This window comes from Klebsiella sp. SYXHC3, assembly GCF_057196925.1.
The window spans coordinates 92,667-114,670 of sequence record NZ_JBXUNG010000011.1; the positions used below are offsets into that span (position 1 = coordinate 92,667).

The 22,004-nt window shown below is 56.1% G+C and carries 21 protein-coding genes and 1 pseudogene; 12 read left to right on the top strand and 10 right to left on the bottom strand.

All coding sequences use genetic code 11. The features are described from left to right. Window positions 1-109 precede the first annotated feature (109 nt). Complete coding sequence (locus AC2CGP_RS21040) at window positions 110-1,450, top strand: glycoside hydrolase family 28 protein (RefSeq protein WP_213759847.1); 1,341 nt, start codon at window positions 110-112, stop codon at window positions 1,448-1,450. Window positions 1,451-1,503: 53 nt separating this feature from the next. Here AC2CGP_RS21040 and purN read toward each other — a convergent pair whose 3' ends face one another. Both purN and purM read right to left on the bottom strand, forming a co-directional pair. Continuing rightward, the gene (purN, locus tag AC2CGP_RS21045) at window positions 1,504-2,145 is read right to left on the bottom strand and encodes a phosphoribosylglycinamide formyltransferase (RefSeq protein WP_045392675.1); all 642 of its coding nucleotides are present in this window, start codon (window positions 2,143-2,145) and stop codon (window positions 1,504-1,506) included. Beyond that, window positions 2,142-3,179: a phosphoribosylformylglycinamidine cyclo-ligase gene (gene purM, locus AC2CGP_RS21050; protein WP_045392672.1), complete on the bottom strand. Its 1,038-nt coding sequence runs from the start codon at window positions 3,177-3,179 to the stop codon at window positions 2,142-2,144. The genes purN and purM overlap by 4 nt, the downstream gene beginning before the upstream one ends. Window positions 3,180-3,428: 249 nt before the next feature. Here purM and AC2CGP_RS21055 point away from each other — a divergent pair, with 249 nt between their 5' ends. The 4 genes from AC2CGP_RS21055 to AC2CGP_RS21070 all read left to right on the top strand — a co-directional run bounded on the left by AC2CGP_RS21055 (window position 3,429) and on the right by AC2CGP_RS21070 (window position 7,865). Further along, on the top strand, window positions 3,429-4,859 hold the full coding sequence (locus tag AC2CGP_RS21055) for a 6-phospho-beta-glucosidase (RefSeq protein WP_015703152.1): 1,431 nt from the start codon (window positions 3,429-3,431) through the stop codon (window positions 4,857-4,859). A gap of 196 nt (window positions 4,860-5,055) precedes the next feature. After that, a complete protein-coding gene (gene upp, locus AC2CGP_RS21060; protein WP_015370402.1) occupies window positions 5,056-5,682 on the top strand; it encodes a uracil phosphoribosyltransferase in 627 nt (208 codons plus the stop codon). A 96-nt stretch (window positions 5,683-5,778) separates the two neighbouring features. Beyond that, window positions 5,779-7,065, top strand: a complete 1,287-nt coding sequence (gene uraA / locus AC2CGP_RS21065; protein WP_015370403.1) for a uracil permease — start codon at window positions 5,779-5,781, stop codon at window positions 7,063-7,065. Window positions 7,066-7,163: 98 nt separating this feature from the next. Further along, on the top strand, window positions 7,164-7,865 hold the full coding sequence (locus AC2CGP_RS21070; RefSeq protein ID WP_026612247.1) for a DnaA inactivator Hda: 702 nt from the start codon (window positions 7,164-7,166) through the stop codon (window positions 7,863-7,865). On the opposite strand, the pseudogene AC2CGP_RS21075 reads toward AC2CGP_RS21070, so the two are convergent. The 3 genes and pseudogenes from AC2CGP_RS21075 to bepA all read right to left on the bottom strand — a co-directional run bounded on the left by AC2CGP_RS21075 (window position 7,862) and on the right by bepA (window position 10,734). Then, window positions 7,862-8,766: pseudogene (locus AC2CGP_RS21075) on the bottom strand (Rpn family recombination-promoting nuclease/putative transposase). The gene AC2CGP_RS21070 and the pseudogene AC2CGP_RS21075 sit on opposite strands and share 4 nt — an antisense overlap. Window positions 8,767-8,901: 135 nt before the next feature. After that, window positions 8,902-9,261, bottom strand: coding sequence for an arsenate reductase (glutaredoxin) (arsC, locus tag AC2CGP_RS21080; RefSeq protein WP_015365459.1), 360 nt, complete (start codon window positions 9,259-9,261; stop codon window positions 8,902-8,904). 9 nt (window positions 9,262-9,270) lie between these two features. Next, entirely contained in the window at window positions 9,271-10,734 is a 1,464-nt protein-coding gene (bepA, locus tag AC2CGP_RS21085) for a beta-barrel assembly-enhancing protease (protein WP_213759848.1), read from the bottom strand. Between the two features lie 223 nt (window positions 10,735-10,957). Here bepA and AC2CGP_RS21090 point away from each other — a divergent pair, with 223 nt between their 5' ends. After that, window positions 10,958-12,022, top strand: coding sequence for an AI-2E family transporter (locus AC2CGP_RS21090; protein ID WP_015365461.1), 1,065 nt, complete (start codon window positions 10,958-10,960; stop codon window positions 12,020-12,022). A 62-nt stretch (window positions 12,023-12,084) separates the two neighbouring features. Here AC2CGP_RS21090 and bcp read toward each other — a convergent pair whose 3' ends face one another. Next, window positions 12,085-12,555 carry a thioredoxin-dependent thiol peroxidase gene (bcp, locus tag AC2CGP_RS21095; protein ID WP_015365462.1) on the bottom strand — a complete coding sequence of 157 codons (471 nt, stop codon included), beginning with the start codon at window positions 12,553-12,555 and terminating at the stop codon, window positions 12,085-12,087. Window positions 12,556-12,558: 3 nt separating this feature from the next. Further along, window positions 12,559-13,128 (bottom strand): glycine cleavage system transcriptional repressor, encoded by a 570-nt coding sequence (locus AC2CGP_RS21100; protein ID WP_015365463.1) that lies wholly within the window; start codon window positions 13,126-13,128, stop codon window positions 12,559-12,561. 153 nt (window positions 13,129-13,281) lie between these two features. Here AC2CGP_RS21100 and dapA point away from each other — a divergent pair, with 153 nt between their 5' ends. The 6 genes from dapA to ypfH all read left to right on the top strand — a co-directional run bounded on the left by dapA (window position 13,282) and on the right by ypfH (window position 19,880). Next, complete coding sequence (gene dapA, locus AC2CGP_RS21105) at window positions 13,282-14,160, top strand: 4-hydroxy-tetrahydrodipicolinate synthase (RefSeq protein ID WP_015365464.1); 879 nt, start codon at window positions 13,282-13,284, stop codon at window positions 14,158-14,160. A gap of 16 nt (window positions 14,161-14,176) precedes the next feature. Further along, entirely contained in the window at window positions 14,177-15,211 is a 1,035-nt protein-coding gene (gene bamC, locus AC2CGP_RS21110) for an outer membrane protein assembly factor BamC (RefSeq protein ID WP_015365465.1), read from the top strand. A gap of 142 nt (window positions 15,212-15,353) precedes the next feature. Continuing rightward, on the top strand, window positions 15,354-16,067 hold the full coding sequence (gene purC, locus AC2CGP_RS21115; RefSeq protein WP_015703148.1) for a phosphoribosylaminoimidazolesuccinocarboxamide synthase: 714 nt from the start codon (window positions 15,354-15,356) through the stop codon (window positions 16,065-16,067). Between the two features lie 121 nt (window positions 16,068-16,188). Beyond that, window positions 16,189-17,064, top strand: a complete 876-nt coding sequence (gene ypfJ / locus AC2CGP_RS21120; protein ID WP_015365467.1) for a KPN_02809 family neutral zinc metallopeptidase — start codon at window positions 16,189-16,191, stop codon at window positions 17,062-17,064. A gap of 9 nt (window positions 17,065-17,073) precedes the next feature. After that, the gene (locus tag AC2CGP_RS21125) at window positions 17,074-19,074 is read left to right on the top strand and encodes a tRNA(Met) cytidine acetyltransferase TmcA (RefSeq protein WP_213759850.1); all 2,001 of its coding nucleotides are present in this window, start codon (window positions 17,074-17,076) and stop codon (window positions 19,072-19,074) included. 107 nt (window positions 19,075-19,181) lie between these two features. Next, on the top strand, window positions 19,182-19,880 hold the full coding sequence (gene ypfH, locus AC2CGP_RS21130; protein ID WP_020078198.1) for an esterase: 699 nt from the start codon (window positions 19,182-19,184) through the stop codon (window positions 19,878-19,880). 273 nt (window positions 19,881-20,153) lie between these two features. On the opposite strand, the gene AC2CGP_RS21135 is transcribed toward ypfH, so the two are convergent. Genes AC2CGP_RS21135 through AC2CGP_RS21145 form a run of 3 tightly spaced genes read right to left on the bottom strand, consistent with a single transcriptional unit; the run spans window position 20,154 to window position 21,895 of the window. Then, on the bottom strand, window positions 20,154-20,354 hold the full coding sequence (locus AC2CGP_RS21135; protein WP_015365470.1) for a YpfN family protein: 201 nt from the start codon (window positions 20,352-20,354) through the stop codon (window positions 20,154-20,156). A gap of 53 nt (window positions 20,355-20,407) precedes the next feature. After that, complete coding sequence (dapE, locus tag AC2CGP_RS21140; protein WP_020078199.1) at window positions 20,408-21,535, bottom strand: succinyl-diaminopimelate desuccinylase; 1,128 nt, start codon at window positions 21,533-21,535, stop codon at window positions 20,408-20,410. 3 nt (window positions 21,536-21,538) lie between these two features. Further along, window positions 21,539-21,895: an ArsC family reductase gene (locus tag AC2CGP_RS21145; protein ID WP_015703145.1), complete on the bottom strand. Its 357-nt coding sequence runs from the start codon at window positions 21,893-21,895 to the stop codon at window positions 21,539-21,541. Window positions 21,896-22,004: the final 109 nt, after the last annotated feature.

Below are 22,004 nucleotides of genomic sequence, written 5' to 3' on the forward strand. Positions count from 1 at the left end.
CGGCGAATGTGAAAGGGTACGCAGATATTTCCGCGGTAGCGATTTCGACCCTACGCTGAGGGTGAGAGAGATGGTGAGATAGTCCCCACGTTGATTTCCAGGACATGCTATGAACATTTATCTTTCGCAGCGCCATCCCCATGCGGATGGCGTGACGCCTGATACTGAACTCTTTCAACAGGCGCTGGACGAACTGGCGCAGGCTGGCGGCGGCCGGTTGGTGGTTGATTGCGGCAGGTACGCGCTCGGCGGTTTACGGATAGGCTCGAACACCTGTTTGTGGCTGTCGCCGGGCGCCGAGCTTATCGTTAGCGAAAACTATGATGACTTTGCTCAGGCGACGGCGCTGAGCCGGGCGGAATCTTCAGATCGGGCCTTTCTGTATGCTGTGGATGCGCAGAATATTACTATCTGCGGAGGCGGCGAGATTTACGGCAGCGCTGATGGCTGGTTTTCCCGTGGCGTTGATGCCATGGGTTACCGCATGCCAGCCAGGGCGCGTCCGCGGATCATTTTGCTGGAAAATTGCCGTCGCGTCCGGCTGGAGAATATCACCGTACGGCATGCCCCGATGTGGACAATTCATCTGGTCTCCTGCATGGGCGTGGTGGTTGACGGCGTCACCGTCGACAACGATTTGACGATGGCTAATACCGATGCGCTGGATATCGATAGCTGCCAGCAGGTACATATCGCCAATAGCTATTTCAGCGCGGCGGATGATGCCATCTGTCTGAAGACCACCGATAAACCTGAGCGTATCCAGCGACCGTTGCGTCAGGTAACCATCGTTAACTGCACGCTGCGCTCGAAAAGCTGCGCCTTTAAAATCGGTACTGAAACCTGGCAGGATATTGAAGATGTGCTGGTGAGTAACTGCACTATCTTTGACTCCAATCGCGGCATTGGCCTGATATCCCGCGACGGCGGGCGGCTACGGCGGATGATTTTTAGCAGCATTGCTTTTGATTGCGTGAGCGCGCCGGCCTGTCATTGGGGCGAGGCGGACCCTGTTTTCCTTTCCGCGCGCCGCCGCGATCCGGCGATTGAACCCGGCGAAATCTCACAGATCCAGTTCCGCGGGCTGGTTGGCGAGTGCGAAGGCGCGATAAACCTGCATAGTGAAACGCCAGGTCAGATCCGGCGCATTCTGTTTGACGGCGTGCAGCTCACCCAGAAGCTGAACCTGGCAGCGGAGCAGGGGCTTTATGATATCCGCCCGCCGTGCAATCCGATGTCGCCGACCGGGATGGGGATTGATAACGCCTGGTGTCTGAATCCGCAAAGCGGCCGAGTTTGGGGGGTCGAACCTTATCCCGGCGGTTTGCCGGTACTGTATGCCAACGGCGTAGCGGGTCTGACACTGCGCGAATTTGATTATCAGCGCCCGATACCATTACCGGCAGCCTGGAACCCTAACGCGCTATGTCTGGAAAACGGCGATAATTAGCGAGGAAATAAGAGAGGAAGGTGCCCCGGCGATTGCTCCGGGGCAGGTCGAACTTATTCTTCGGCGGCATAGCCCTGCGGCGGCAGCTTGCGATTATCCAGCCACGCAGAGTTAGCTTCCATACGCAGGCGGCCATCAACAAACCAGCTCACCACCAGCGGATAGATATCGTGCTCCTGCGCCTGAACGCGGGCGGTAACGTCATCTTCGCTGTCTTCCGGAAATACCGGCACCCGAGCCTGTAAGATCACCGGCCCGCCGTCGAGCTCGTCGGTGACGAAATGCACCGAGGTGCCATGTTCCTCATCACCGTTTTCCAGCGCCTGGCGATGAGTATGCAGCCCTGGATATTTCGGCAGCAGAGAAGGATGGATATTCAGCAAACGCCCCTGATAGTGGTCAACAAACGCTGGGCTAAGGATGCGCATATAGCCTGCCAGCACCACCAAATCCGGTTGGAAGGCGTCGATTTGCTGCATCAGCTCGCGGTCGAAGGCTTCGCGGCTATCAAACGCTTTCGGCGAGAGCGCGAAGGCCGGAATACCGGCCTCGCGGGCGCGCTCAAGGCCGAATGCTTCGGCCTTATTGCTGAATACCGCACGCAGGGTGCCGTTGATTTGCTTCCGGGCGCAGGCATCAATAATCGCCTGTAAATTACTGCCGTTACCGGAAATCAGCACCACAATGTTTTTCATTCAATGACCACGCGTTGTTCGGCATCGGATGCCTTGATGTACCCGATTTTCCAGGCGTTTTCACCCTGCTCGTTCAGCAGGGCGATGGCTTTATCCGCCTCGGCTGCCGGCAGCGCGACCAGCATGCCGACGCCGCAGTTAAAGGTGCGGTACATTTCGTGGCTGCTGACATTACCGGCGGTTTGCAGCCAGTTGAAGACTTCCGGCCACTGCCAGGAGGACTCGTCGATTACCGCCTGGGTGTTGTCCGGCAGTACGCGCGGAATATTTTCCCAGAAGCCGCCGCCGGTCAGGTGGGCGATGGCGTGAACGTCGACGTTGGCAATCAGATTCAGAATCGATTTGACATAGATGCGGGTCGGCGCCAGCAGGTGGTCGGCCAGCGGTTTGCCGTTGAGGTCGGTGGTCTGCGGGTCAACGCCGCTGACTTCGATAATCTTACGCACCAGCGAGTAGCCGTTAGAGTGCGGGCCGCTGGAGGCAAGCGCGACCAGGACGTCGCCGTCAGCCACTTTGCTGCCGTCGATGATTTCTGATTTTTCTACCACGCCGACGCAGAAACCGGCCACGTCATAATCTTCACCATGGTACATACCCGGCATCTCTGCCGTTTCGCCGCCAACCAGCGCGCAGCCGGACTGTAAGCAGCCTTCGGCGATGCCGTTGATGACGCTTGCCGCGGTGTCTACGTCCAGTTTACCGGTCGCGTAGTAGTCGAGGAAAAACAGCGGCTCGGCGCCCTGAACTACGAGGTCATTGACGCACATAGCGACCAGATCGATACCGATAGTGTCGTGACGTTTAAGGTCCATCGCCAGACGCAGCTTGGTGCCGACGCCGTCGGTACCGGAGACCAGTACCGGTTCGCGGTATTTCTGCGGCAGAGCGCACAGCGCGCCGAATCCGCCCAGTCCGCCCATCACTTCCGGGCGACGGGTTTTCTTCACCACGCCCTTAATACGGTCGACGAGAGCGTTGCCTGCATCAATATCCACGCCGGCATCTTTATAGCTGAGAGAGGTTTTATCGGTCACTGCGAAGTCTCCACGCGTTTGCGGTAGCAAGAAAAATCGGCGCAATTCTAACAGGGAAAGCAAACGTTTGCGAGCCTGCTTTACACTCGATTTAAAACGGCTAACAGATGAGCAAATTTGATACTGTTCACGAAAATGAAACCGGGTACAGTCTTCTGCTTGCCTCGCCTTTAATGAATGATCATTATGCCAATGAAACCGGTTTCTGTTTGGTGAAAAGCGCATAACGATCGTCTATAGGGAGAGTATATGTCCGGATTCAAAGAAGGTTTTTTGTGGGGCGGCGCGGTAGCGGCGCATCAGCTTGAGGGCGGCTGGCAAGAAGGAGGGAAGGGGATTAGCGTCGCGGACGTGATGACCGCAGGCGCCCATGGGGTGCCGCGAACGATCACCGACGGCGTACTGCCTGGTCATAACTATCCCAACCATGAGGCAATTGATTTTTATCATCGTTATAAAGAAGACGTAGCGCTGTTTGCCGAACTGGGATTTAAGTGTTTCCGTACTTCAATTGCCTGGACGCGAATTTTTCCGCGGGGCGATGAGCTGGAGCCCAATGAGGCGGGCCTGCAATTCTATGACGATCTGTTCGACGAGTGCCTGAAATATGGCATCGAACCGGTGATCACGCTCTCCCATTTTGAAATGCCTTACCACCTGGTGACTGAATACGGCGGCTGGCGCAACCGTAAGCTGATTGATTTCTTTGTCCGCTTCGCGAAGGTGGTGTTTACCCGCTATCAGCACAAAGTGAAGTACTGGATGACCTTTAACGAGATCAACAACCAGGCCAACTTCCATGAAGATTTCGCCCCCTTTACCAACTCCGGCCTGAAGTATCAGCCCGGAGAAGACCGTGAGCCGGTGATGTTTCAGGCCGCCCATTATGAACTGGTGGCCAGCGCGCTGGCGGTAAAGGCGGCACGTGAGATTAATTCGGACCTGCAGATTGGCTGTATGATCGCGATGTGTCCAATCTATCCGCTCACCTGCGCGCCGGACGACATCATGATGGCGATGAACGCTATGCATCGTCGTTACTGGTTTACCGATGTGCACGTGCGTGGCCGCTATCCGCAGCATTTGCTCAACTACTTCGCGCGCCGCGGTTTTACGCTGGATATCACCGACGCCGATCGCCTGGCGTTAAAAGAGGGTTGCGTCGACTATATTGGTTTTAGCTACTACATGTCCTTCGCCACCAAAGCGACTGACGATAATCCGCACCTGGATTACGACGAAAGTACCAGCCTGGTCTCCAACCCGTACGTCAAGAAATCGGATTGGGGCTGGCAGATTGACCCGGTTGGTCTGCGCTACTCGCTCAACTGGTTCTGGGATCACTATCAGTTGCCGCTGTTTATCGTTGAGAATGGCTTTGGCGCCATTGACGTGCGTGAAGCTGACGGCAGCGTGGATGACCAGTATCGTATCGAGTATCTCAGTGCCCATATTGCCGAAATGAAAAAAGCGGTAGTGGAGGATGGCGTCGATCTGATGGGGTATACCCCGTGGGGCTGTATCGATCTGGTCTCCGCCGGTACCGGCGAGATGAAAAAACGCTATGGATTTATCTTTGTCGATAAAGATAACGACGGTCGCGGCACGTTGGCCCGCAGCCGTAAAAAATCCTTTGCCTGGTATCAGCAGGTTATTGCCAGTAACGGCGAAAATCTGTAATCGCCAACAAGCATAGCCTTGTCAAAGATAAAAGCCGAAGGGGAACCTCCGGCTTTTTTTGTTTGTTTTATAATGTGTAACAATCCATAAATCACTTTGTTTGATATACGTCAAGCAAGATGGGTATGGCGCAATCCGCAAAAAGCGGTATAATCCCGCGATTTTTTTTGTGGCTGCCCCTCAGAGGAGAAAGAGAATGAAGATCGTGGAAGTGAAACATCCACTCGTCAAACACAAGCTGGGCCTGATGCGTGAGCATGACATCAGTACTAAACGCTTCCGTGAACTCGCCTCAGAGGTTGGTAGCTTACTGACCTACGAAGCAACCGCCGATCTCGCTACCGAGCGTGTCACTATCGAAGGCTGGAACGGTCCGGTCGAAGTTGAGCAGATCAAAGGTAAGAAAATTACCGTAGTGCCTATCCTGCGTGCCGGTCTGGGGATGATGGAAGGCGTGCTGGAGCACGTGCCGAGCGCGCGTATCAGCGTGGTTGGTATTTACCGTGATGAAGAAACGCTGGAGCCGGTTCCTTACTTCCAGAAGCTGGTTTCTAACATTGACGAGCGTATGGCGCTGGTGGTTGACCCGATGCTGGCAACCGGCGGTTCGATGATCGCAACTATCGACCTGCTGAAAAAAGCGGGCTGTTCGAGCATTAAGGTGCTGGTGCTGGTGGCGGCGCCGGAAGGCATTGCCGCGCTGGAGAAAGCGCATCCTGACGTCGAGCTGTACACCGCCTCCGTCGACCAGGGCCTCAACGAGCACGGATACATTATTCCGGGCCTCGGCGATGCCGGCGATAAGATTTTCGGTACCAAATAAATGATGAAGTGATAAAAAGCCGACTTTGAGAGTCGGCTTTTTTTTGAATAAATCACGCCCACAACAAATAACAAACGACTCTCAGAGGATAACATTATGACGCGCCGTGCAATCGGGGTGAGTGAAAGACCGCCGCTTTTACAGACAATCCCGCTTAGTTTGCAACATCTGTTCGCCATGTTTGGCGCAACGGTTCTGGTGCCTATCCTGTTCCACATTAACCCGGCTACCGTACTGCTGTTTAACGGCATCGGTACGCTGTTGTACCTCTTTATCTGTAAAGGCAAAATTCCGGCCTATCTGGGGTCGAGCTTCGCCTTTATCTCCCCGGTGCTGCTGCTGTTGCCGCTGGGTTATGAAGTAGCGCTCGGCGGTTTCATTATGTGCGGCGTCCTGTTCTGCATCGTCTCCTTTATTGTCAAAAAAGCCGGTACTGGCTGGCTGGATGTGATGTTCCCGCCGGCGGCGATGGGCGCCATCGTGGCGGTTATCGGCCTGGAACTGGCGGGTGTAGCGGCGAACATGGCCGGGCTGCTGCCGGCTGACGGTCAATCGCCCGATAGCAAAACCATTATTATTTCGATGGTGACGCTGGCGGTGACGGTTTTTGGTTCCGTACTGTTCCGCGGCTTCCTGGCGATTATCCCGATTCTTATCGGCGTGCTGGTAGGCTATGCGCTCTCCTTCGTGATGGGTGTGGTCGATACGACGCCTATCGCCGAAGCGCACTGGTTTGCACTGCCGACCTTCTACACCCCGCGCTTTGAGTGGTTTGCCATTTTCACTATTTTGCCTGCCGCGCTGGTGGTGATCGCCGAGCACGTGGGGCACCTGGTGGTGACCGCCAATATCGTTAAACGCGATCTGATCCGCGATCCGGGTCTGCACCGCTCGATGTTCGCCAACGGGCTGTCGACGATTGTCTCCGGTTTCTTTGGCTCAACGCCAAACACCACCTACGGTGAAAATATCGGCGTGATGGCGATTACCCGCGTATACAGTACCTGGGTTATTGGCGGCGCGGCGATTATTGCGATTCTGCTCTCCTGCGTCGGCAAGCTGGCGGCGGCGATTCAGATTATCCCGGTACCGGTGATGGGCGGCGTTTCTCTGCTGCTGTACGGGGTGATCGGCGCATCCGGTATCCGCGTGCTGATCGAATCAAAAGTCGATTACAGCAAAGCGCAGAACCTGATTCTGACCTCAGTTATTCTGATTATCGGCGTGAGCGGCGCGAAGGTGCATATTGGCGCGGCGGAGCTGAAAGGCATGGCGCTGGCGACGATCGTCGGTATCTGTCTGAGCTTGATCTTTAAACTGATCAGCGTTCTGCGTCCGGAAGAAGTGGTGCTGGACGCCGCGGATAGCGAAGAAGCGAAATAACGATCCTGATACCGGGCAGCGATCCTGCCCGGTTCTCTCCGGACCTAAAACTGTGTTAAACTCTTCGCGTTTTTCTGTAAGCCTATGTTGAGGTCCATCTGAACGCTCCGGCACAGCTCTCTTTGCCACTGTATCTTCCTGACGACGAAACGTTCGCGAGTTTCTGGCCGGGTGATAATCCTTCCCTACTTGCCGCTCTGCAGAACGTGTTGCGGCAGGAACACAGCGGATACATCTATATCTGGTCTCGTGAAGGCGCGGGGCGTAGCCACCTTTTGCATGCCGCCTGCGCTGAGCTATCCCAGCGTGGCGATGCCGTCGGCTACGTGCCGTTGGATAAGCGCACGTGGTTCGTGCCGGAAGTGCTGGACGGCATGGAGCAACTGGCGCTGGTGTGCATCGATAACATCGAGTGCGTGGCAGGGGACGAGCCCTGGGAGATGGCTATCTTTAATCTCTATAACCGTATTCTCGAATCAGGTAAAACCCGCCTGCTGATCACCGGCGATTGCCCGCCGCGGCAGCTGCATCTCGGCTTGCCGGATCTCGCCTCGCGCCTTGACTGGGGGCAAATCTATAAGCTGCAGCCGCTGTCGGATGAAGATAAGCTGCAGGCGCTGCAGCTACGCGCCAGACTACGCGGTTTCGAGATGCCGGAAGACGTCTGCCGATTCCTGCTCAAGCGGCTGGATAGAGAAATGCGCTCGCTGTTTATGACGCTCGATCAGCTCGATCACGCATCGATTACCGCCCAACGAAAACTGACGATCCCATTTGTTAAAGAGATCCTGAAGCTTTAAGCCGAAAGCGACGCCAGTTCCTGCTCTGCCAGCCCGGTTAGCTGCGCCACCAGCGCGGGGGCGAGACCGCTACGTAACATCGCGGCGGCGATACGCTGTGCTTCTTCTTTCCGGCCTTCTTGCCGGCCCTGAAGCAAACCGCGCTCCAGCCCTTGCTGCTCGAGATATTCTGCAATAGTCATCAGCGTCTCCTTATGTTGCGGCGTCCGGCGCGCCAACTCACGAATAAACTTTATCGGTTCGCGGCTATTTCCCGCGAGCACCAGGTTAGCGCCTGCACCTGTGTTTGCGTGGCTAATCCAGTCAATAATAATTCGCTCAGCTTGTCGAGTAACTGCGCCAGATCGCGTTGTCGAATATGTTTTTGCAGTAATTCCAGCGTTGCCATACGTTGATGAGTGGCGATTTCATCATCCGGTATGACGGTGATATCCGCCAGTGGAAATTCGCCGTGGTAGAGCGTGGTCGCCAGTTCCGGCGCGGCAAACTCATCCAGCCAGCGCATTGAAAACGGATAGGGCGTTACCAGGCCATGATAGAAAAGAACCGGGATCACCAGCGGGAGTTTTTCGTGTCCGGCATCAAGGTGGCGCTGCATGACGGCGACGGCGTAGCGCATCAGGCGAAAGGCCATATGTCGGTCGGGGCTACTTTGATGTTCGATTAGCGCGTAAATATAGCCGTCGCCCGCAGTGGTTTGCAGCGAGTAGAGAATATCGGAATAGTAAGGTCTGAGATCTTCTTCGATAAAATTACCTGATTCTAAATGTAGCGTGCGCAGATCGCAGATCTCCTTTAGCGCTTCAGGAAGATACAACCGGAGAAAATCACGCGCGGTATCCGAATGGGAAAGGTAGGTTTTAAATACTGCGTCATGCGGCGTGGAAATAGCTTTTTTCATTGGCAATCCGTCCAGTGGATTCAGGTGACGGACAGACAGTAGCACCACTGTGCGGGCAGGGGGAGTTGGCCTGTATTTTCTGGAAGCGGGCACGAAAAAAATCGCGCCGCGGGCAAGACCGGCGGCGCGTAGGGGTTAGCTGACGATTTCCAGTACCTGTTCCGGCGGGCGGCCGATACGCGCCTGGCCGTGGCTGACCACGATGGGCCGTTCGATGAGCTTCGGGTTCTCGACCATGGCCTGAATCAACGCCTCTTCGCTGAGCTGTGGGTCGGCGAGATTGAGCGACTTATACAGATCTTCTTTCTGGCGCATCAGTTCACGGGCGCTGCTCATATTCAGCATTTTCAACAGCTGGCGCAGCGTCGCGGCATCCGGCGGCGTCTCCAGATACAGCACCACTTCAGGGTCGATGCCGTTAGCTTTCAGCAGGCTGAGCGTGTCACGGCTCTTCGAGCAGCGAGGGTTGTGGTAAATTTTTACCGCGTCAGACATGTGGTCTCCTTACATTTTCTGATAGGGGCGGAATCTTTCCTGCAGCTGGCGCAGCTGGTCGATGCGAGCGTCGTAGCGCGCCTGCTGCAAACTGCCCAATTTTACTTGCGAACTGGCGCTGCTCAGCAGCGAGATGGCCTGGTCAAGCCTACCGGCCAGCGCCATGCCTTCGGCTCGCGCCGCCAGCTCCTGGTCGCGATGACCCAATGCGCCTTCCGCCTGCGCCAACAGGTCCCAACCGTTGCCGTCATCTTTATTGTTAAAGGTGTAGCGGTTGAGAATGGTCGCGGCTTCCGCCGGCTGCCCGCCCTGTACGTAGGCGTTGGCCAGGTTCAGCTGCAGGACCGGATCGGTGCGGATCTCTTTGGCGTTTTTCAGGCGGTTAATTGCGTCAGTGGTCTTTTTCTGCCCAAGATCGATATCGGTGGCGAGATCCAGATACCAGGGATTTTGTGGGTCGGCGCTGAGCAGCGGCTGGAGCGCTTTGCGCGCCTGATCGTAGTTATTGCTCTCCATAGCCAGTAGCGCGCGGCCATACTGCGCGGCGTGCTGTTCGCGGATGTTCCCTTTTGACCAGGCGTCAAGCAGATCGCTGCCGAGCTTATTTTCACCGGAGTTGTACATACCGAGGGTACGGGCCTTGGCGAGATAGAAATCCGCCGACGACTGGACTACCACCGGGCGCATCTGATTGGCGCGGTTACGGGCGTCGGCCAGACGGCTTTCCGGCAGTGGGTGAGTGAGCAGCATTTCCGGCGGGCGGCTGGAATAGCGGGATTCGTCGAGTAATTTACCCATAAACGCCGGCATCGCCTGCGGATCGAAACCGGAGCGCTGCAGTACCTGAATACCGATGCGGTCGGCTTCTTCTTCATTCTGACGAGTGAAGCTAATCATCCCCTGTTGGGTGCCAGCCAGGGTGCCGGTTAATGCCGCCATCCCCGCCTGCGGGCTGGCCATCGCCAGCAGAATAGAGCCTAGCGCGCCAACCCAGGTTAGCGGCGCACTACGTTTTTGGTCTTCCATCGCGCGCGCCAGATGGCGCTGGGTGACGTGGGAGATTTCGTGCGCCATTACCGAGGCAAGCTGGCTTTCGTTATCCGCATAGCGGAACAGCGCCGAGTGCAGCACCACGTTGCCGCCAAAGAAGGCAAAGGCGTTAATCTGATCGTTATTAATCAGATAAAAGTGGAACGGCGTACGGACGGAGTTAGCGTGAGCGACCAGGCGCATGCCCAGCCCGTTAATGTATTGCACCAGCAGCGGGTCGTTTATCAGCGGCGCGCTGCCGCGTAGCTGGCGTACGTAGTAATCCCCCATCTGCATTTCCTGACCGATGGAAAGGGTGCTTCCTGCCGAGGTGCCCATATCCGGCAGCGTATCCGCCGAGTCAGCGGCGGCAGGTAATATCGTCCCCAGCGTCAACGACGCGACGGCGGCGGCCAACAGCGTTTTCTTTAACTGCCTGAACATAACCTCTGTCCTGTAATGTGGGTGTGCCAGTTTGACCGGTTGTGCGGCCCAATGTTCCCATGCCGCAGATTCAGCGAGTTTAGCTGTCGTTGATGGCGTTGAAAATATGATATTCGCACAGTTGTGCAGGTTTGTGTCATAGCCAATAAAAAGCGAAGTCTTTTTTGTGACACTTAGATACAATTCCCAGGATTGTGGCGATTTGCGCTTCAGGGAAGGGTTTATGCTTGAGATGTTAATGCAGTGGTATCGTCGTCGTTTCAGCGACCCGGAAGCGATAGCGCTGCTGGTTATTCTGCTGGCCGGCTTCGGCATTATGTTCTTTTTCAGCGGGCTGCTGGCGCCGCTGCTGGTCGCCATCGTGCTGGCCTATCTGCTGGAGTGGCCCACCGTTCGTCTGGAGCGTATCGGCTTGTCGCGAACCTGGGCCACCTCGCTGGTGCTGGTGCTATTTGTCGGTATCTTGCTGTTAATGGCCTTTGTGGTGATGCCGGTGGCCTGGCAACAGGGCATTTATCTCATCCGCGATATGCCTGGTATGCTCAATAAGCTTTCCGATTTCGCCGCCACGCTGCCGCGGCGCTATCCGGCATTGATGGATGCCGGCATCATTGATGCAATGGCCGAAAATATGCGCAGCCGCATGCTGACCGTTGGCGATTCGGTAGTGAAGTATTCGCTCGCCTCGCTGGTCGGCCTGCTGACGCTGGCGGTTTATCTGGTCCTGGTTCCGCTGATGGTTTTCTTCCTGCTGAAAGATAAACAGCAGATGCTCAATGCCGTACGCCGCGTATTACCGCGTAATCGCGGCCTGGCGGGGCAGGTGTGGAAAGAGATGAACCAGCAGATTACCAACTATATCCGCGGCAAGGTGCTGGAGATGATTGTCGTCGGCGTCGCCACCTGGATAGGCTTCATTCTCTTCGGTCTCAACTACTCGCTGCTGCTGGCGGTGCTGGTGGGATTCTCGGTGCTGATTCCGTATATCGGCGCTTTTGTGGTCACCATTCCGGTGGTCGGCGTGGCGTTGTTCCAGTTCGGCGCGGGTACTGAGTTCTGGAGCCTGTTTGCCGTATACCTGATAATTCAGGGGCTGGATGGCAACCTGCTGGTGCCGGTTCTCTTCTCGGAGGCGGTGAATTTACATCCGCTGGTGATTATTCTGTCGGTAGTGATTTTCGGCGGGCTGTGGGGGTTCTGGGGGGTATTCTTCGCGATTCCGCTGGCGACATTAATCAAGGCGGTGGTTCACGCCTGGCCTGATGGAATGGTTATTGAAGACGAGTGACGCGCTGACTGACGCAAAAAAACGCCGGGCGATTTATTATCCCCGGCGTTTTCATTTAGACGTTATGCGTTTTCTTTCAGCCAGTTCAGCACGACATCGTGGTGATTGCTGGTTTTGAAGTTATCAAACACATGTTCAATCTTGCCGTCAGCATCAATGAGGAAGCTAATACGGTGAATGCCGTCGTAGGTTTTCCCCATAAATGATTTTTCGCCCCAGACGCCGAACTGTTCGCAGACCTGATGATCTTCATCAGACAGCAGCGTAAAGTTCAGCAGCTCTTTTTCGGCAAAACGAGACAGTTTTTCTGGTTTATCAGTGCTGATACCCAGTACTTCGACGCCCGCTTTTTTCAGGTCGTCCATATTATCGCGTAAACCGCACGCTTGTACGGTGCAGCCTGGGGTCATGGCTTTCGGGTAAAAATAAACCAGAACACGCTGTCCCTGGAAGTCGGTTAAATTTACTTCCTCGCCGTCCTGGTCCGGTAAGCTAAATTTCGGTGCGATATCACCGGCTTTCAGTGGGGTCATTGGTTAAACTCCATCCTGTTCATCATGCTGTGAATAATTAACGATGTTAATACTGCCTTGTGCGCTCAGTTCTGTACATAGTGCTTTGAACGCTTGCTCGATATTTGTCGTGTTTTGCGAGGCAGGACTGTGTGCGGTGATTTGAATAAATAGCTGAGCGGCGTCTTTATCTTCTCCCGGTTGAGTACGGGAGACCAGTTCGGCGATATTCATATTCCACGTGTCGCACAGCGCGGTAAAGCGCTCAATGATATGCGGCGAGTCCGGCACCTCTACCTGGATCCAAACCGTATTCGGCATCGCCTGCGGTGGGCGGGCGGAGGTGCGCTTCATTACGATCAGCAAATCCAGCTCGGCTCCTTTTAACGGCAGCGTTGATTCGATCAGGTTAATCGCGTTCCACGAGCCGGAAAGCAGCATTATAAACGTGAACTCGTCGCCGAGCATGGCCAAGCGGCTGTCTTCAATATTGCAGCCGCAGCTGCTGACGTGGCGAGTGATTGTGTTTACGATGCCGGGGCGGTCTGCGCCCAGAGCGGTAATCACCAGATAGTGTTGTAATGAGGCTGTCAAACCTGTTCTTCCTTTAAAAAGGTGAGGTAACATTAGGAAAGCATAAAAAAAACCGGCGTACAACATCCCAGATGGCGTTGGGTCTCTTGCTTTTATTGCAGCACCAAACGTAACATTGAGAATCTTGTCCCACTTCTGCTCTGAGGATGGCCCATGTTCACGGGAAGTATTGTAGCGCTTGTCACGCCGATGGATGATAACGGTAATGTCTGCCGGTCAAGCCTGAAAAAACTGATTGATTACCATGTCGCCAACGGAACCTCGGCGATTGTTTCGGTAGGGACTACCGGCGAATCCGCAACGTTGAGCCATGAAGAGCATGGCGACGTCGTGATGATGACCCTTGAGCTGGCCGATGGCCGCATCCCGGTCATTGCTGGTACCGGTGCAAATGCAACCGCAGAGGCGATTAGCCTGACCAAACGTTTCAACGATAGCGGCGTTGTCGGCTGCCTGACGGTCACTCCTTATTATAACCGTCCGACCCAGGAAGGCCTGTTCCAACACTTTAAAGCTATCGCTGAACATACTGACCTGCCGCAAATTCTGTATAATGTGCCGTCCCGTACCGGTTGCGATATGCTGCCGGAAACCGTTGGCCGCCTGGCGGAAATTAAAAATATTGTCGGTATTAAGGAAGCAACAGGGAACTTAAGTCGCGTTCACCAGATCAAAGAGCTGGTTTCAGATGACTTTATTCTGCTGAGCGGCGATGACGCAACCGGCATGGACTTTATCCAGCTCGGCGGCGTCGGCGTCATTTCCGTCACGGCGAACGTTGCTGCGCGTGAAATGGCGGACATGTGCCGACTGGCGATGGCGGGTCAATTCGCGGAAGCTCGCGCGATTAACCAGCGTCTGATGCCGCTGCATACAAAATTATTTGTCGAACCCAACCCGATCCCAGTCAAATGGGCTTGTAAGGCGTTGGGACTTGTAGCGACCGACACGCTGCGCCTGCCGATGACGCCGATTACCGAAGCGGGTACGAAAGCGGTTACCGCAGCGCTGAAGCATGCCGGTTTGCTGTAGAGTTTAGGGAGATTTGATGGCTTACTCAGTACAGAAGTCGCGCCTGGCGAAGGTTGCGGGTGTTTCGCTGGTTTTACTCCTCGCGGCCTGTAGTTCTGACTCGCGCTATAAGCGTCAGGTTAGCGGCGACGAGGCTTATTTAGATGCCACGCCGCTCAGTGAACTTCACGCCCCGGCGGGGATGATCCTGCCGCTGCAGACTGGCGACTACAACATTCCGGTTGCCGCCAGCACCGGTGCGGTAGGCAAGGCGCTGGATATTCGTCCGCCAGCTCAGCCTTTAGCCCTGGTCAGCGGCGCGCGTACCCAGTTTAACGGCGACACCTCCACCCTGATGGTGGAAAACAGCCGCAGCGGTTCTTTATGGGCGCAGGTGGTTAGCATCGTACAGGCGAAAAACTACACCATCACCAAGCGTGACGATGCAGGCCAGACGCTGAATACCGATTGGGTAGAGTGGAACCGCCTTGATGAAGACCAGCAGTACCGTGGCCGTTATCAAATCTCCGTTAAGCCGCAGGGCTATCAGCAGGCGGTGGTGGTGAAGCTGGTGAACCTGGAGCAGGCGGGCAAGCCCGTGTCTGACCCGGCTTCTCTGCAGCGCTACAGCACCTCAATGCTGAACGTTATCTCTTCCGGTCTTGATTCCAACGCCACTAATGCGCAGAACGCGGCGCAGAGAAGCGCTGGCGCGACCTTCGACGTGCAGAGCGCGGCGGATGACACCGGCTTGCCGATGCTAGTGGTACGCGCGCCGTTCAACATGGTGTGGCAGAAATTGCCGGCCGCGCTTGAAAAAGTGGGCATGAAGGTAACCGACAGCACTCGCTCTCAGGGCAGCATGGCGGTAACTTACAAGCCGCTGTCTGACAGTAGCTGGCAGGATCTGGGCGCCAGTGACCCGCAGCTGGCCTCTGGCGACTATAAACTGCAGGTCGGCGATCTCGATAACCGCAGTAGTCTGCAGTTTATCGACCCGAAAGGCCACACCCTGACGCAGTCGCAAAATGACGCCCTGGTAGCCGTATTCCAGGCCGCATTTAACAAGTAATAAAAAGGGCTGGAGCAATCCGGCCCTTTTTAATGTATAGTGACGCAAACGTGTGCGTAGCCGCAAAGTCAGGTAATTTGCCTGATTTTGCCTACGGGCGGAAAGGTAATTTTTTGGCTTAATATCACTGGAGTGGTGAAAGATGAAAAAGCAAGCTGAGTTGTATCGTGGTAAAGCGAAAACGGTATACAGCACAGAAAACCCGGATCTGCTGGTACTTGAATTCCGTAACGATACGTCAGCAGGGGATGGCGCCCGCATCGAGCAGTTCGATCGTAAAGGTATGGTGAATAACAAATTCAACCATTTCATTATGAGCAAGCTGGAAGAAGCCGGTATCCCGACCCAAATGGAAGCGCTGCTTTCTGATACTGAATGCCTGGTGAAAAAGCTGGATATGGTGCCGGTTGAATGCGTGATTCGTAACCGCGCGGCAGGTTCACTGGTGAAACGCCTGGGTATTGAAGAAGGTATCGAACTGACTCCGCCGTTGTTCGACCTGTTCCTGAAAAACGACGCCATGCACGACCCGATGGTCAACGAATCCTACTGTGAGACGTTCGGCTGGGTGAATAAAGAAAACCTGGCGCGCATGAAGGAGCTCAGCTACAAAGCGAATGACGTACTCAGCAAACTGTTTGATGATGCTGGTCTGATTCTGGTCGACTTCAAGCTGGAGTTCGGTCTGTTCAAAGGCGAAGTGGTGCTTGGCGATGAATTCTCTCCGGACGGTAGCCGTCTGTGGGATAAAAACACCCTCGATAAAATGGACAAAGATCGCTTCCGCCAGAGCCTCGGCGGCCTGATCGAAGCTTACGAAGAAGTGGCCCACCGTCTGGGCGTCAAGCTCGACTAATCCCCTCCGCGCCGGAAGAAATCGTCTCTTCCGGCACTCTTATTCGTTGTTTCCTGTGGTAATCCTCCGCTGAACCGCCTACGATCTCTCATATTCGTAACATGATGGAATAGAGGTGCTTATGCGCTGGCAAGGGCGTCGTGAAAGCGACAATGTGGAAGACAGACGTAGTGATTCAGGTTCGCCGCTGGGCGGCGGCGGTGGCGGTTTCCGTATTCCAAGCGGTAAAGGCGGCATCGTCCTGCTAATTATCGTTCTGGTGGCGGGTTACTATGGCGTGGATTTAACCGGCATGCTGACCGGCGAACCGATGCCGCAGCAGCAGACTTCAACCCAGCGTTCGATCAGCCCGAAGGATGATGAAGCGGCGAAGTTCACCTCCGTTATTCTGGCCACTACCGAAGATACCTGGGGGCCTATTTTTGAAAAGATGGGGCGGCAATACGTACAGCCGAAGCTGGTGATGTATCGCGGCGCGACCCGTACCGGCTGCGGCACCGGTCAATCGGTGATGGGGCCGTTCTACTGCCCGGCGGACAGCACGGTCTATATCGACCTGTCATTCTATGACGAGATGAAAAACAAACTCGGCGCTGACGGCGACTTTGCGCAGGGCTACGTGATTGCGCACGAAGTCGGCCACCATGTGCAGAAGCTGCTCGGCATCGAACCTAAGGTCCGTCAGATGCAGCAGCAGGCTTCGCAGACTGAAGTGAACCGCCTGTCGGTGAAAATGGAGCTGCAGGCAGACTGCTTTGCGGGCGTCTGGGGCAATAACATGCAGAAACAGGATGTGATGGAAACCGGCGATCTGCAAGAGGCGCTCAATGCCGCTGAGGCCATCGGCGACGATCGTCTGCAGGAGCAGAGCCAGGGCCGCGTGGTGCCGGACAGCTTCACCCATGGGACCTCCCAGCAGCGCTATACCTGGTTCAAACGCGGTTTCGATAGCGGCGATCCTTCGCAGTGTAATACCTTCGGCAGCGCGCTTCGCTAACGTTTGCCGATGGAAACGCTGCTTGACCTGACCGCGCAGATGGCGCGCGAGGGTATTCGTCGCCTGCTGGTGCTCAGCGGCGACGAACATTGGTGTCTGGCGCAGGCCGTTGAGCTGCGAGAGCGGCTGGGCGGCGATAGTCTGTGGGTCGGCGCGTTGCCGCAGCAGGAACCCTACGTGGCGCCGGGCGCGCTGAAAACGCTGCTCGGGCGCGAGTTCCTGCATGCTTTCTTCGATGCTCGTCACGGTTTTGACGTGGCGGCTTTTGCTGCCCTCGGCGGTACGCTCCGCGCCGGCAGTTGGTTAGTGCTCCTGGCGCCGGATTTTGCCCGCTGGTCTGAGCAGGCGGATGGCGATTCGCTGCGCTGGAGCGATACATCTGAACCGATCGCCACCCCTAACTTTGTCCATCGTTGTCTTCAACTCTTTAGCGCGGATCCTGAGGTCGCGCTGTGGCGACAGGGCGACGGCTTACGGTTGCCGGAGGCCGCGCCGCGCAGAGACTGGCACGCTGCCGATGGCTACCCGCAGGCCGAACAGGCCGCCATTCTTTCGTCACTACTGTCATCGCCCCCGGAAATTGCCGCCGTCACCGCCGGGCGCGGGCGCGGTAAATCCGCGCTGGCGGGAATGTTGATCCATCAGCTCGCCGGCTCCGCTATCGTCACCGCGCCGACGCGCGACGCGACAGCGGTCATCGCCGCTTTTGCGGGGGAGAAGATGCGCTTTATGGCGCCTGATGCCCTGCTGGCAAGCGACGCGAAAGCCGACTGGCTGGTGGTTGATGAGGCCGCCGCTATCCCCGCGCCGACGCTGCGCCAGCTGACGGCGCATTTTCCCCATACGCTGTTAACGACGACGGTTCAGGGCTATGAGGGAACCGGTCGCGGCTTCTTATTGAAGTTCTGCGCCGGTTTCCCAACGCTACGGCGGTATCATCTGTCGTCGCCGATTCGCTGGGCGCCGGGTTGCCCGCTGGAGTCGGTTATCGACCGGTTATTATTATTTAACGATGAGGCGTTTCTCCAGGCTCCGCACGGGGAACCGCAGCTGGAGACGTTAAGCCAGCGTGCCTGGCGCGAACAACCCTCGCGCCCATCAGAGGCTTATCAACTGCTTTCCGGCGCGCATTACCGCACGTCGCCGCTGGATTTGCGCAGGATGATGGATGCGCCGGGCCAGCACTTTACCGTGGCTCGCTGCGGGAATGGCGTCGCTGGCGCGGTGTGGCTGGTGGAGGAGGGAGGGCTTGAACCTGAACTTAGCCGTGCCGTCTGGGCTGGATATCGCCGCCCGCGCGGCAATCTTGTGGCCCAGTCATTGGCCGCGCATGGCGGCAGCCCACTGGCGGCGACGCTGACCGGCAGGCGCGTCAGCCGTATTGCCGTACATCCAGCGCGTCAGCGCGAAGGGCTGGGGCAGCGTTTAATCGCCCATGCCGTCAAGCAGACGCACGGCTGTGACTATCTCTCCGTCAGCTTTGGTTATACCCCTGAACTATGGCGCTTCTGGCAGCGCTGCGGTTTTCTGCTGGTGCGGATGGGCACGCATCGCGAGGCGAGCAGCGGTTGCTATACGGCGATGGCGCTTTATCCGCTCAGCGAAGCGGGGCAGCAGCTGGCCTGGCGCGAACATCAACGGCTGGCGCGGGATGAACGCTGGCTAAGTCAGTGGCGTGACGAACGCGCTCCGGTGACGGCGGATGAAACAGCTATGCTTACTGAGGAGGACTGGCTGGAGATTGCCGGTTTTGCCTTTGCGCATCGTCCACTGCTGACGGCGGTTGGGAGTCTGAACCGGCTTCTGCAGGTGACGCCGCTGCCGTTAGTGGCGCTTCGTGCGCGATTAGCGCAGCACGATGAGGCAGCGCTGTGCGCAAACCTTGGTTTATCCGGGCGCAAGGCGCTGTTGGGGCGACTGCGGGAAGAGGCGGCGGCGGCGCTGTCAGGCCTCGATCCTGCCCGCGCGCAACGGCTGGACGAGTGGGTCAGGAAGCTGCAATTTTTTTAACTAACTCATTCAGTTAAATGGCATGGTCATATTCTCTGCGCGGCGTAAACTGCCTTGCATCAATCAGGAGCCAGATTCCTGCTTATCTGAGACATCAGGAGATAACCATGAAACACGATCACTTTATTGTTCAGAGCCCGGCAACACCTGCGCAACAGTTGCTGCTGCTGTTTCATGGCGTTGGCGATAATCCGGTTTCGATGGGGCAAATTGGTAGCTGGTTTGCGCCGCAATTTCCCAATGCGCTCATTGTCAGTATCGGTGGCGCAGAACCCTGCGGCCCGGCGCCGGCGCGGCAGTGGTTTTCGGTGCAAGGCGTGACGGAAGAGAATCGTCAGCAACGCATCGATGCCATTATGCCGACCTTTATTGAAACGGTGCGCTACTGGCAAAAACAGAGCGGTTTGGGCCCACAGGCGACGGCGCTGATCGGTTTTTCGCAGGGGGCGATTATGTCGCTTGAGAGTATTAAAGCCGAGCCAGGACTGGCGTCGCGGGTGATTGCCTTTAACGGCCGTTACGCGACGCTGCCGCAAACGGCGACCACGCAAACCACCGTGCATCTGATCCACGGCGGCGAGGATCGGGTGATCGATCTGGCGTGGGCGGTTTCCGCGCAGGAGCGGCTGCAGGAGCTGGGGGGAGATGTCACGCTGGATATCGTTGAAGATCTCGGACATGCCATTGATGACCGGAGCATGCAGTTTGCCCTCGATCGGCTGCGTTATACCGTACCGAAGCACTATTTTGATGAAGCGCTAAGCGGCGGTACGCCGAAAGATGACGATATTATCGAAATGCTGTAATGGCCCCGCGGTACAACGTCGGCTGGTATAGGTAGATACTGTTATCGGTTTACAACTTTTTTAAGGGTTTTCCCGGACGCGGCGCGTTGCGCCTTCTCCGGGCTACCAAATCGCACAGCGCTGTAGCCCCGGTAAGCGGCAGCGCCACCGGGGAATTTTGAGGCCACCAACACCGGCAGTTTCAGTTCGCAATGGTACAAATCGTAGCCCGGGTAAGGCGTCAGCCGCTACCCGGGAATGCATCCAGCCTACGCGATGACGGGGAGCGCAGGTTTACTTCTTCGGCTGGTCTTTGTTCGGCCAGTCGTCGTCGTCATCCCACTTGCTATTGAAGTCGCGATGCGGCGGCAGATCCGGTTTGTTATCGAGATATTTTTTCGGGTCGACGCGATTAAGATCTTTAATCACATTGATCATCACGCCGACTAAAAATACCAACACCAGAATCCACCAGTGATTGATAAGCCATTCCATGCTGTGTCCTCTTTTTACCCCGCAGCGGCGCTGCAGGGTAATCGTTATTGTCGTCAGGCGACCAGTTGTTCCATGATGCGTTGATACATCCGCGCCAGCAGCTGCAGGTCGGCGGCATTGACGCATTCATTAATTTTATGAATGGTCGCATTCACCGGACCCAGTTCAACTACCTGCGCGCCCATGCGGGCGATAAAGCGTCCGTCAGAGGTACCGCCGGTGGTTAGCAACTGCGGTTTTACTTCATTATAGTGCTCAATGGCGTTCACTACCGCATCGACAAGATTGCCGCGGCCGGTCAGGAATGGCTGGCCGGAAAGCCACCATTCGACGGTATAGCGCAGCTGATATTTTTCCAGCAGCGCGATGATGCGGGCCTTGATCATCTCGTCGGTCAACTCGGTGCTGAAACGGAAGTTGAACTGAACGAACATATCGCCAGGGATGACGTTGTTACTGCCGGTGCCAGCCTGCACGTTGGCGATTTGCATGCTGGTCGGCGGGAAGTACTCATTGCCTTTATCCCATTCGATAGCCACCAGCTCCGCCAGCATCGGCGCGGCGCGGTGTACCGGGTTATCGGCGAGGTGCGGATAAGCGACGTGGCCCTGGACTCCATGAATCGTCAGGTTACAGGTGAGTGAACCGCGACGGCCATTTTTCACGACATCGCCAACCACTTCGGTACTTGAAGGTTCGCCGACCAGGCAGTAATCAAGGCGCTCGTTACGCGCCATCAGCGTTTCGACCACTTTTACCGTGCCATGGGTGGCGCTGGCTTCTTCATCTGAGGTGATGAGAAACGCCAGGCGTCCTTTATGATCCGGATACTGCGCGACAAAGCGCTCGGCGGCGACAACCATCGCCGCCAACGACCCTTTCATATCCGCCGCGCCGCGGCCAAACAGCATGCCATCGCGAATAGTTGGTTCAAACGGCGGGTTGATCCAGCGGTCGGCGTCGCCGGCCGGCACCACATCGGTATGGCCGGCAAAGGCCAGCGTTTCACCCTGTCCACGCCAGGCCCAGAAATTTTGCGTATCGCCGAAGTCCATCGCTTCAACGGTAAAACCGATCGCCCGCAGACGTTCAATCATTAACGCCTGGCATCCCGCATCATTGGGGCTAAGGGAAGGGCGGCGAATAAGCTGCTGAGCCAGCTCAATGACCGGGCAAGACATAGACTACACCTCGTTAATAAATTTTTCGTAGTTTGCTTCGCTAAAGCCCAGCAGCATAGGCTGACCGGGCGCGCAGAGCAATGGGCGTTTGATAATTGCCGGCATTTCCAGCATCAATGCCGCCGCCGCATCGGCATTATCGATCCCAGTGCGGACCGATTCATCGAGTTTGCGCCAGGTGGTGCCGCGGGTGTTAAGCAGCGCTTCCCAGCCTAATTCGGCAATAAAGGTATTCAGCAATTCGCGGTCCAGTCCGTCAACACGATAATCATGGAAGCGATAGTCAATCTGATGGGCTTCCAGCCAGCGGCGGGCCTTTTTAATGGTGTCGCAGTTTTTGATGCCGTACATGGTCAACATAATTAAACCTTCACGTTAAAAGAATATGTTTCTCAGTTTTTTCCGAATATATAAGCTTTGTTAAATAATACGTGAATCGGCTGGATAAATATAACTTTTCAGCCTTGTC

Bases quoted from the DNA above. Each gene is read 5' to 3' on its own strand.
- AC2CGP_RS21040 (WP_213759847.1), top strand. From the start codon at position 110: ATGAACATTTATCTTTCGCAGCGCCATCCCCATGCGGATGGCGTGACG.
- purN (WP_045392675.1), bottom strand. From the start codon at position 2,145: ATGAAAAACATTGTGGTGCTGATTTCCGGTAACGGCAGTAATTTACAG.
- AC2CGP_RS21055 (WP_015703152.1), top strand. From the start codon at position 3,429: ATGTCCGGATTCAAAGAAGGTTTTTTGTGGGGCGGCGCGGTAGCGGCG.
- upp (WP_015370402.1), top strand. From the start codon at position 5,056: ATGAAGATCGTGGAAGTGAAACATCCACTCGTCAAACACAAGCTGGGC.
- uraA (WP_015370403.1), top strand. From the start codon at position 5,779: ATGACGCGCCGTGCAATCGGGGTGAGTGAAAGACCGCCGCTTTTACAG.
- arsC (WP_015365459.1), bottom strand. From the start codon at position 9,261: ATGTCTGACGCGGTAAAAATTTACCACAACCCTCGCTGCTCGAAGAGC.
- bepA (WP_213759848.1), bottom strand. From the start codon at position 10,734: ATGTTCAGGCAGTTAAAGAAAACGCTGTTGGCCGCCGCCGTCGCGTCG.
- AC2CGP_RS21090 (WP_015365461.1), top strand. From the start codon at position 10,958: ATGCTTGAGATGTTAATGCAGTGGTATCGTCGTCGTTTCAGCGACCCG.
- bcp (WP_015365462.1), bottom strand. From the start codon at position 12,555: ATGACCCCACTGAAAGCCGGTGATATCGCACCGAAATTTAGCTTACCG.
- dapA (WP_015365464.1), top strand. From the start codon at position 13,282: ATGTTCACGGGAAGTATTGTAGCGCTTGTCACGCCGATGGATGATAAC.
- bamC (WP_015365465.1), top strand. From the start codon at position 14,177: ATGGCTTACTCAGTACAGAAGTCGCGCCTGGCGAAGGTTGCGGGTGTT.
- purC (WP_015703148.1), top strand. From the start codon at position 15,354: ATGAAAAAGCAAGCTGAGTTGTATCGTGGTAAAGCGAAAACGGTATAC.
- ypfJ (WP_015365467.1), top strand. From the start codon at position 16,189: ATGCGCTGGCAAGGGCGTCGTGAAAGCGACAATGTGGAAGACAGACGT.
- AC2CGP_RS21125 (WP_213759850.1), top strand. From the start codon at position 17,074: ATGGAAACGCTGCTTGACCTGACCGCGCAGATGGCGCGCGAGGGTATT.
- ypfH (WP_020078198.1), top strand. From the start codon at position 19,182: ATGAAACACGATCACTTTATTGTTCAGAGCCCGGCAACACCTGCGCAA.
- AC2CGP_RS21135 (WP_015365470.1), bottom strand. From the start codon at position 20,354: ATGGAATGGCTTATCAATCACTGGTGGATTCTGGTGTTGGTATTTTTA.
- dapE (WP_020078199.1), bottom strand. From the start codon at position 21,535: ATGTCTTGCCCGGTCATTGAGCTGGCTCAGCAGCTTATTCGCCGCCCT.
- AC2CGP_RS21145 (WP_015703145.1), bottom strand. From the start codon at position 21,895: ATGTTGACCATGTACGGCATCAAAAACTGCGACACCATTAAAAAGGCC.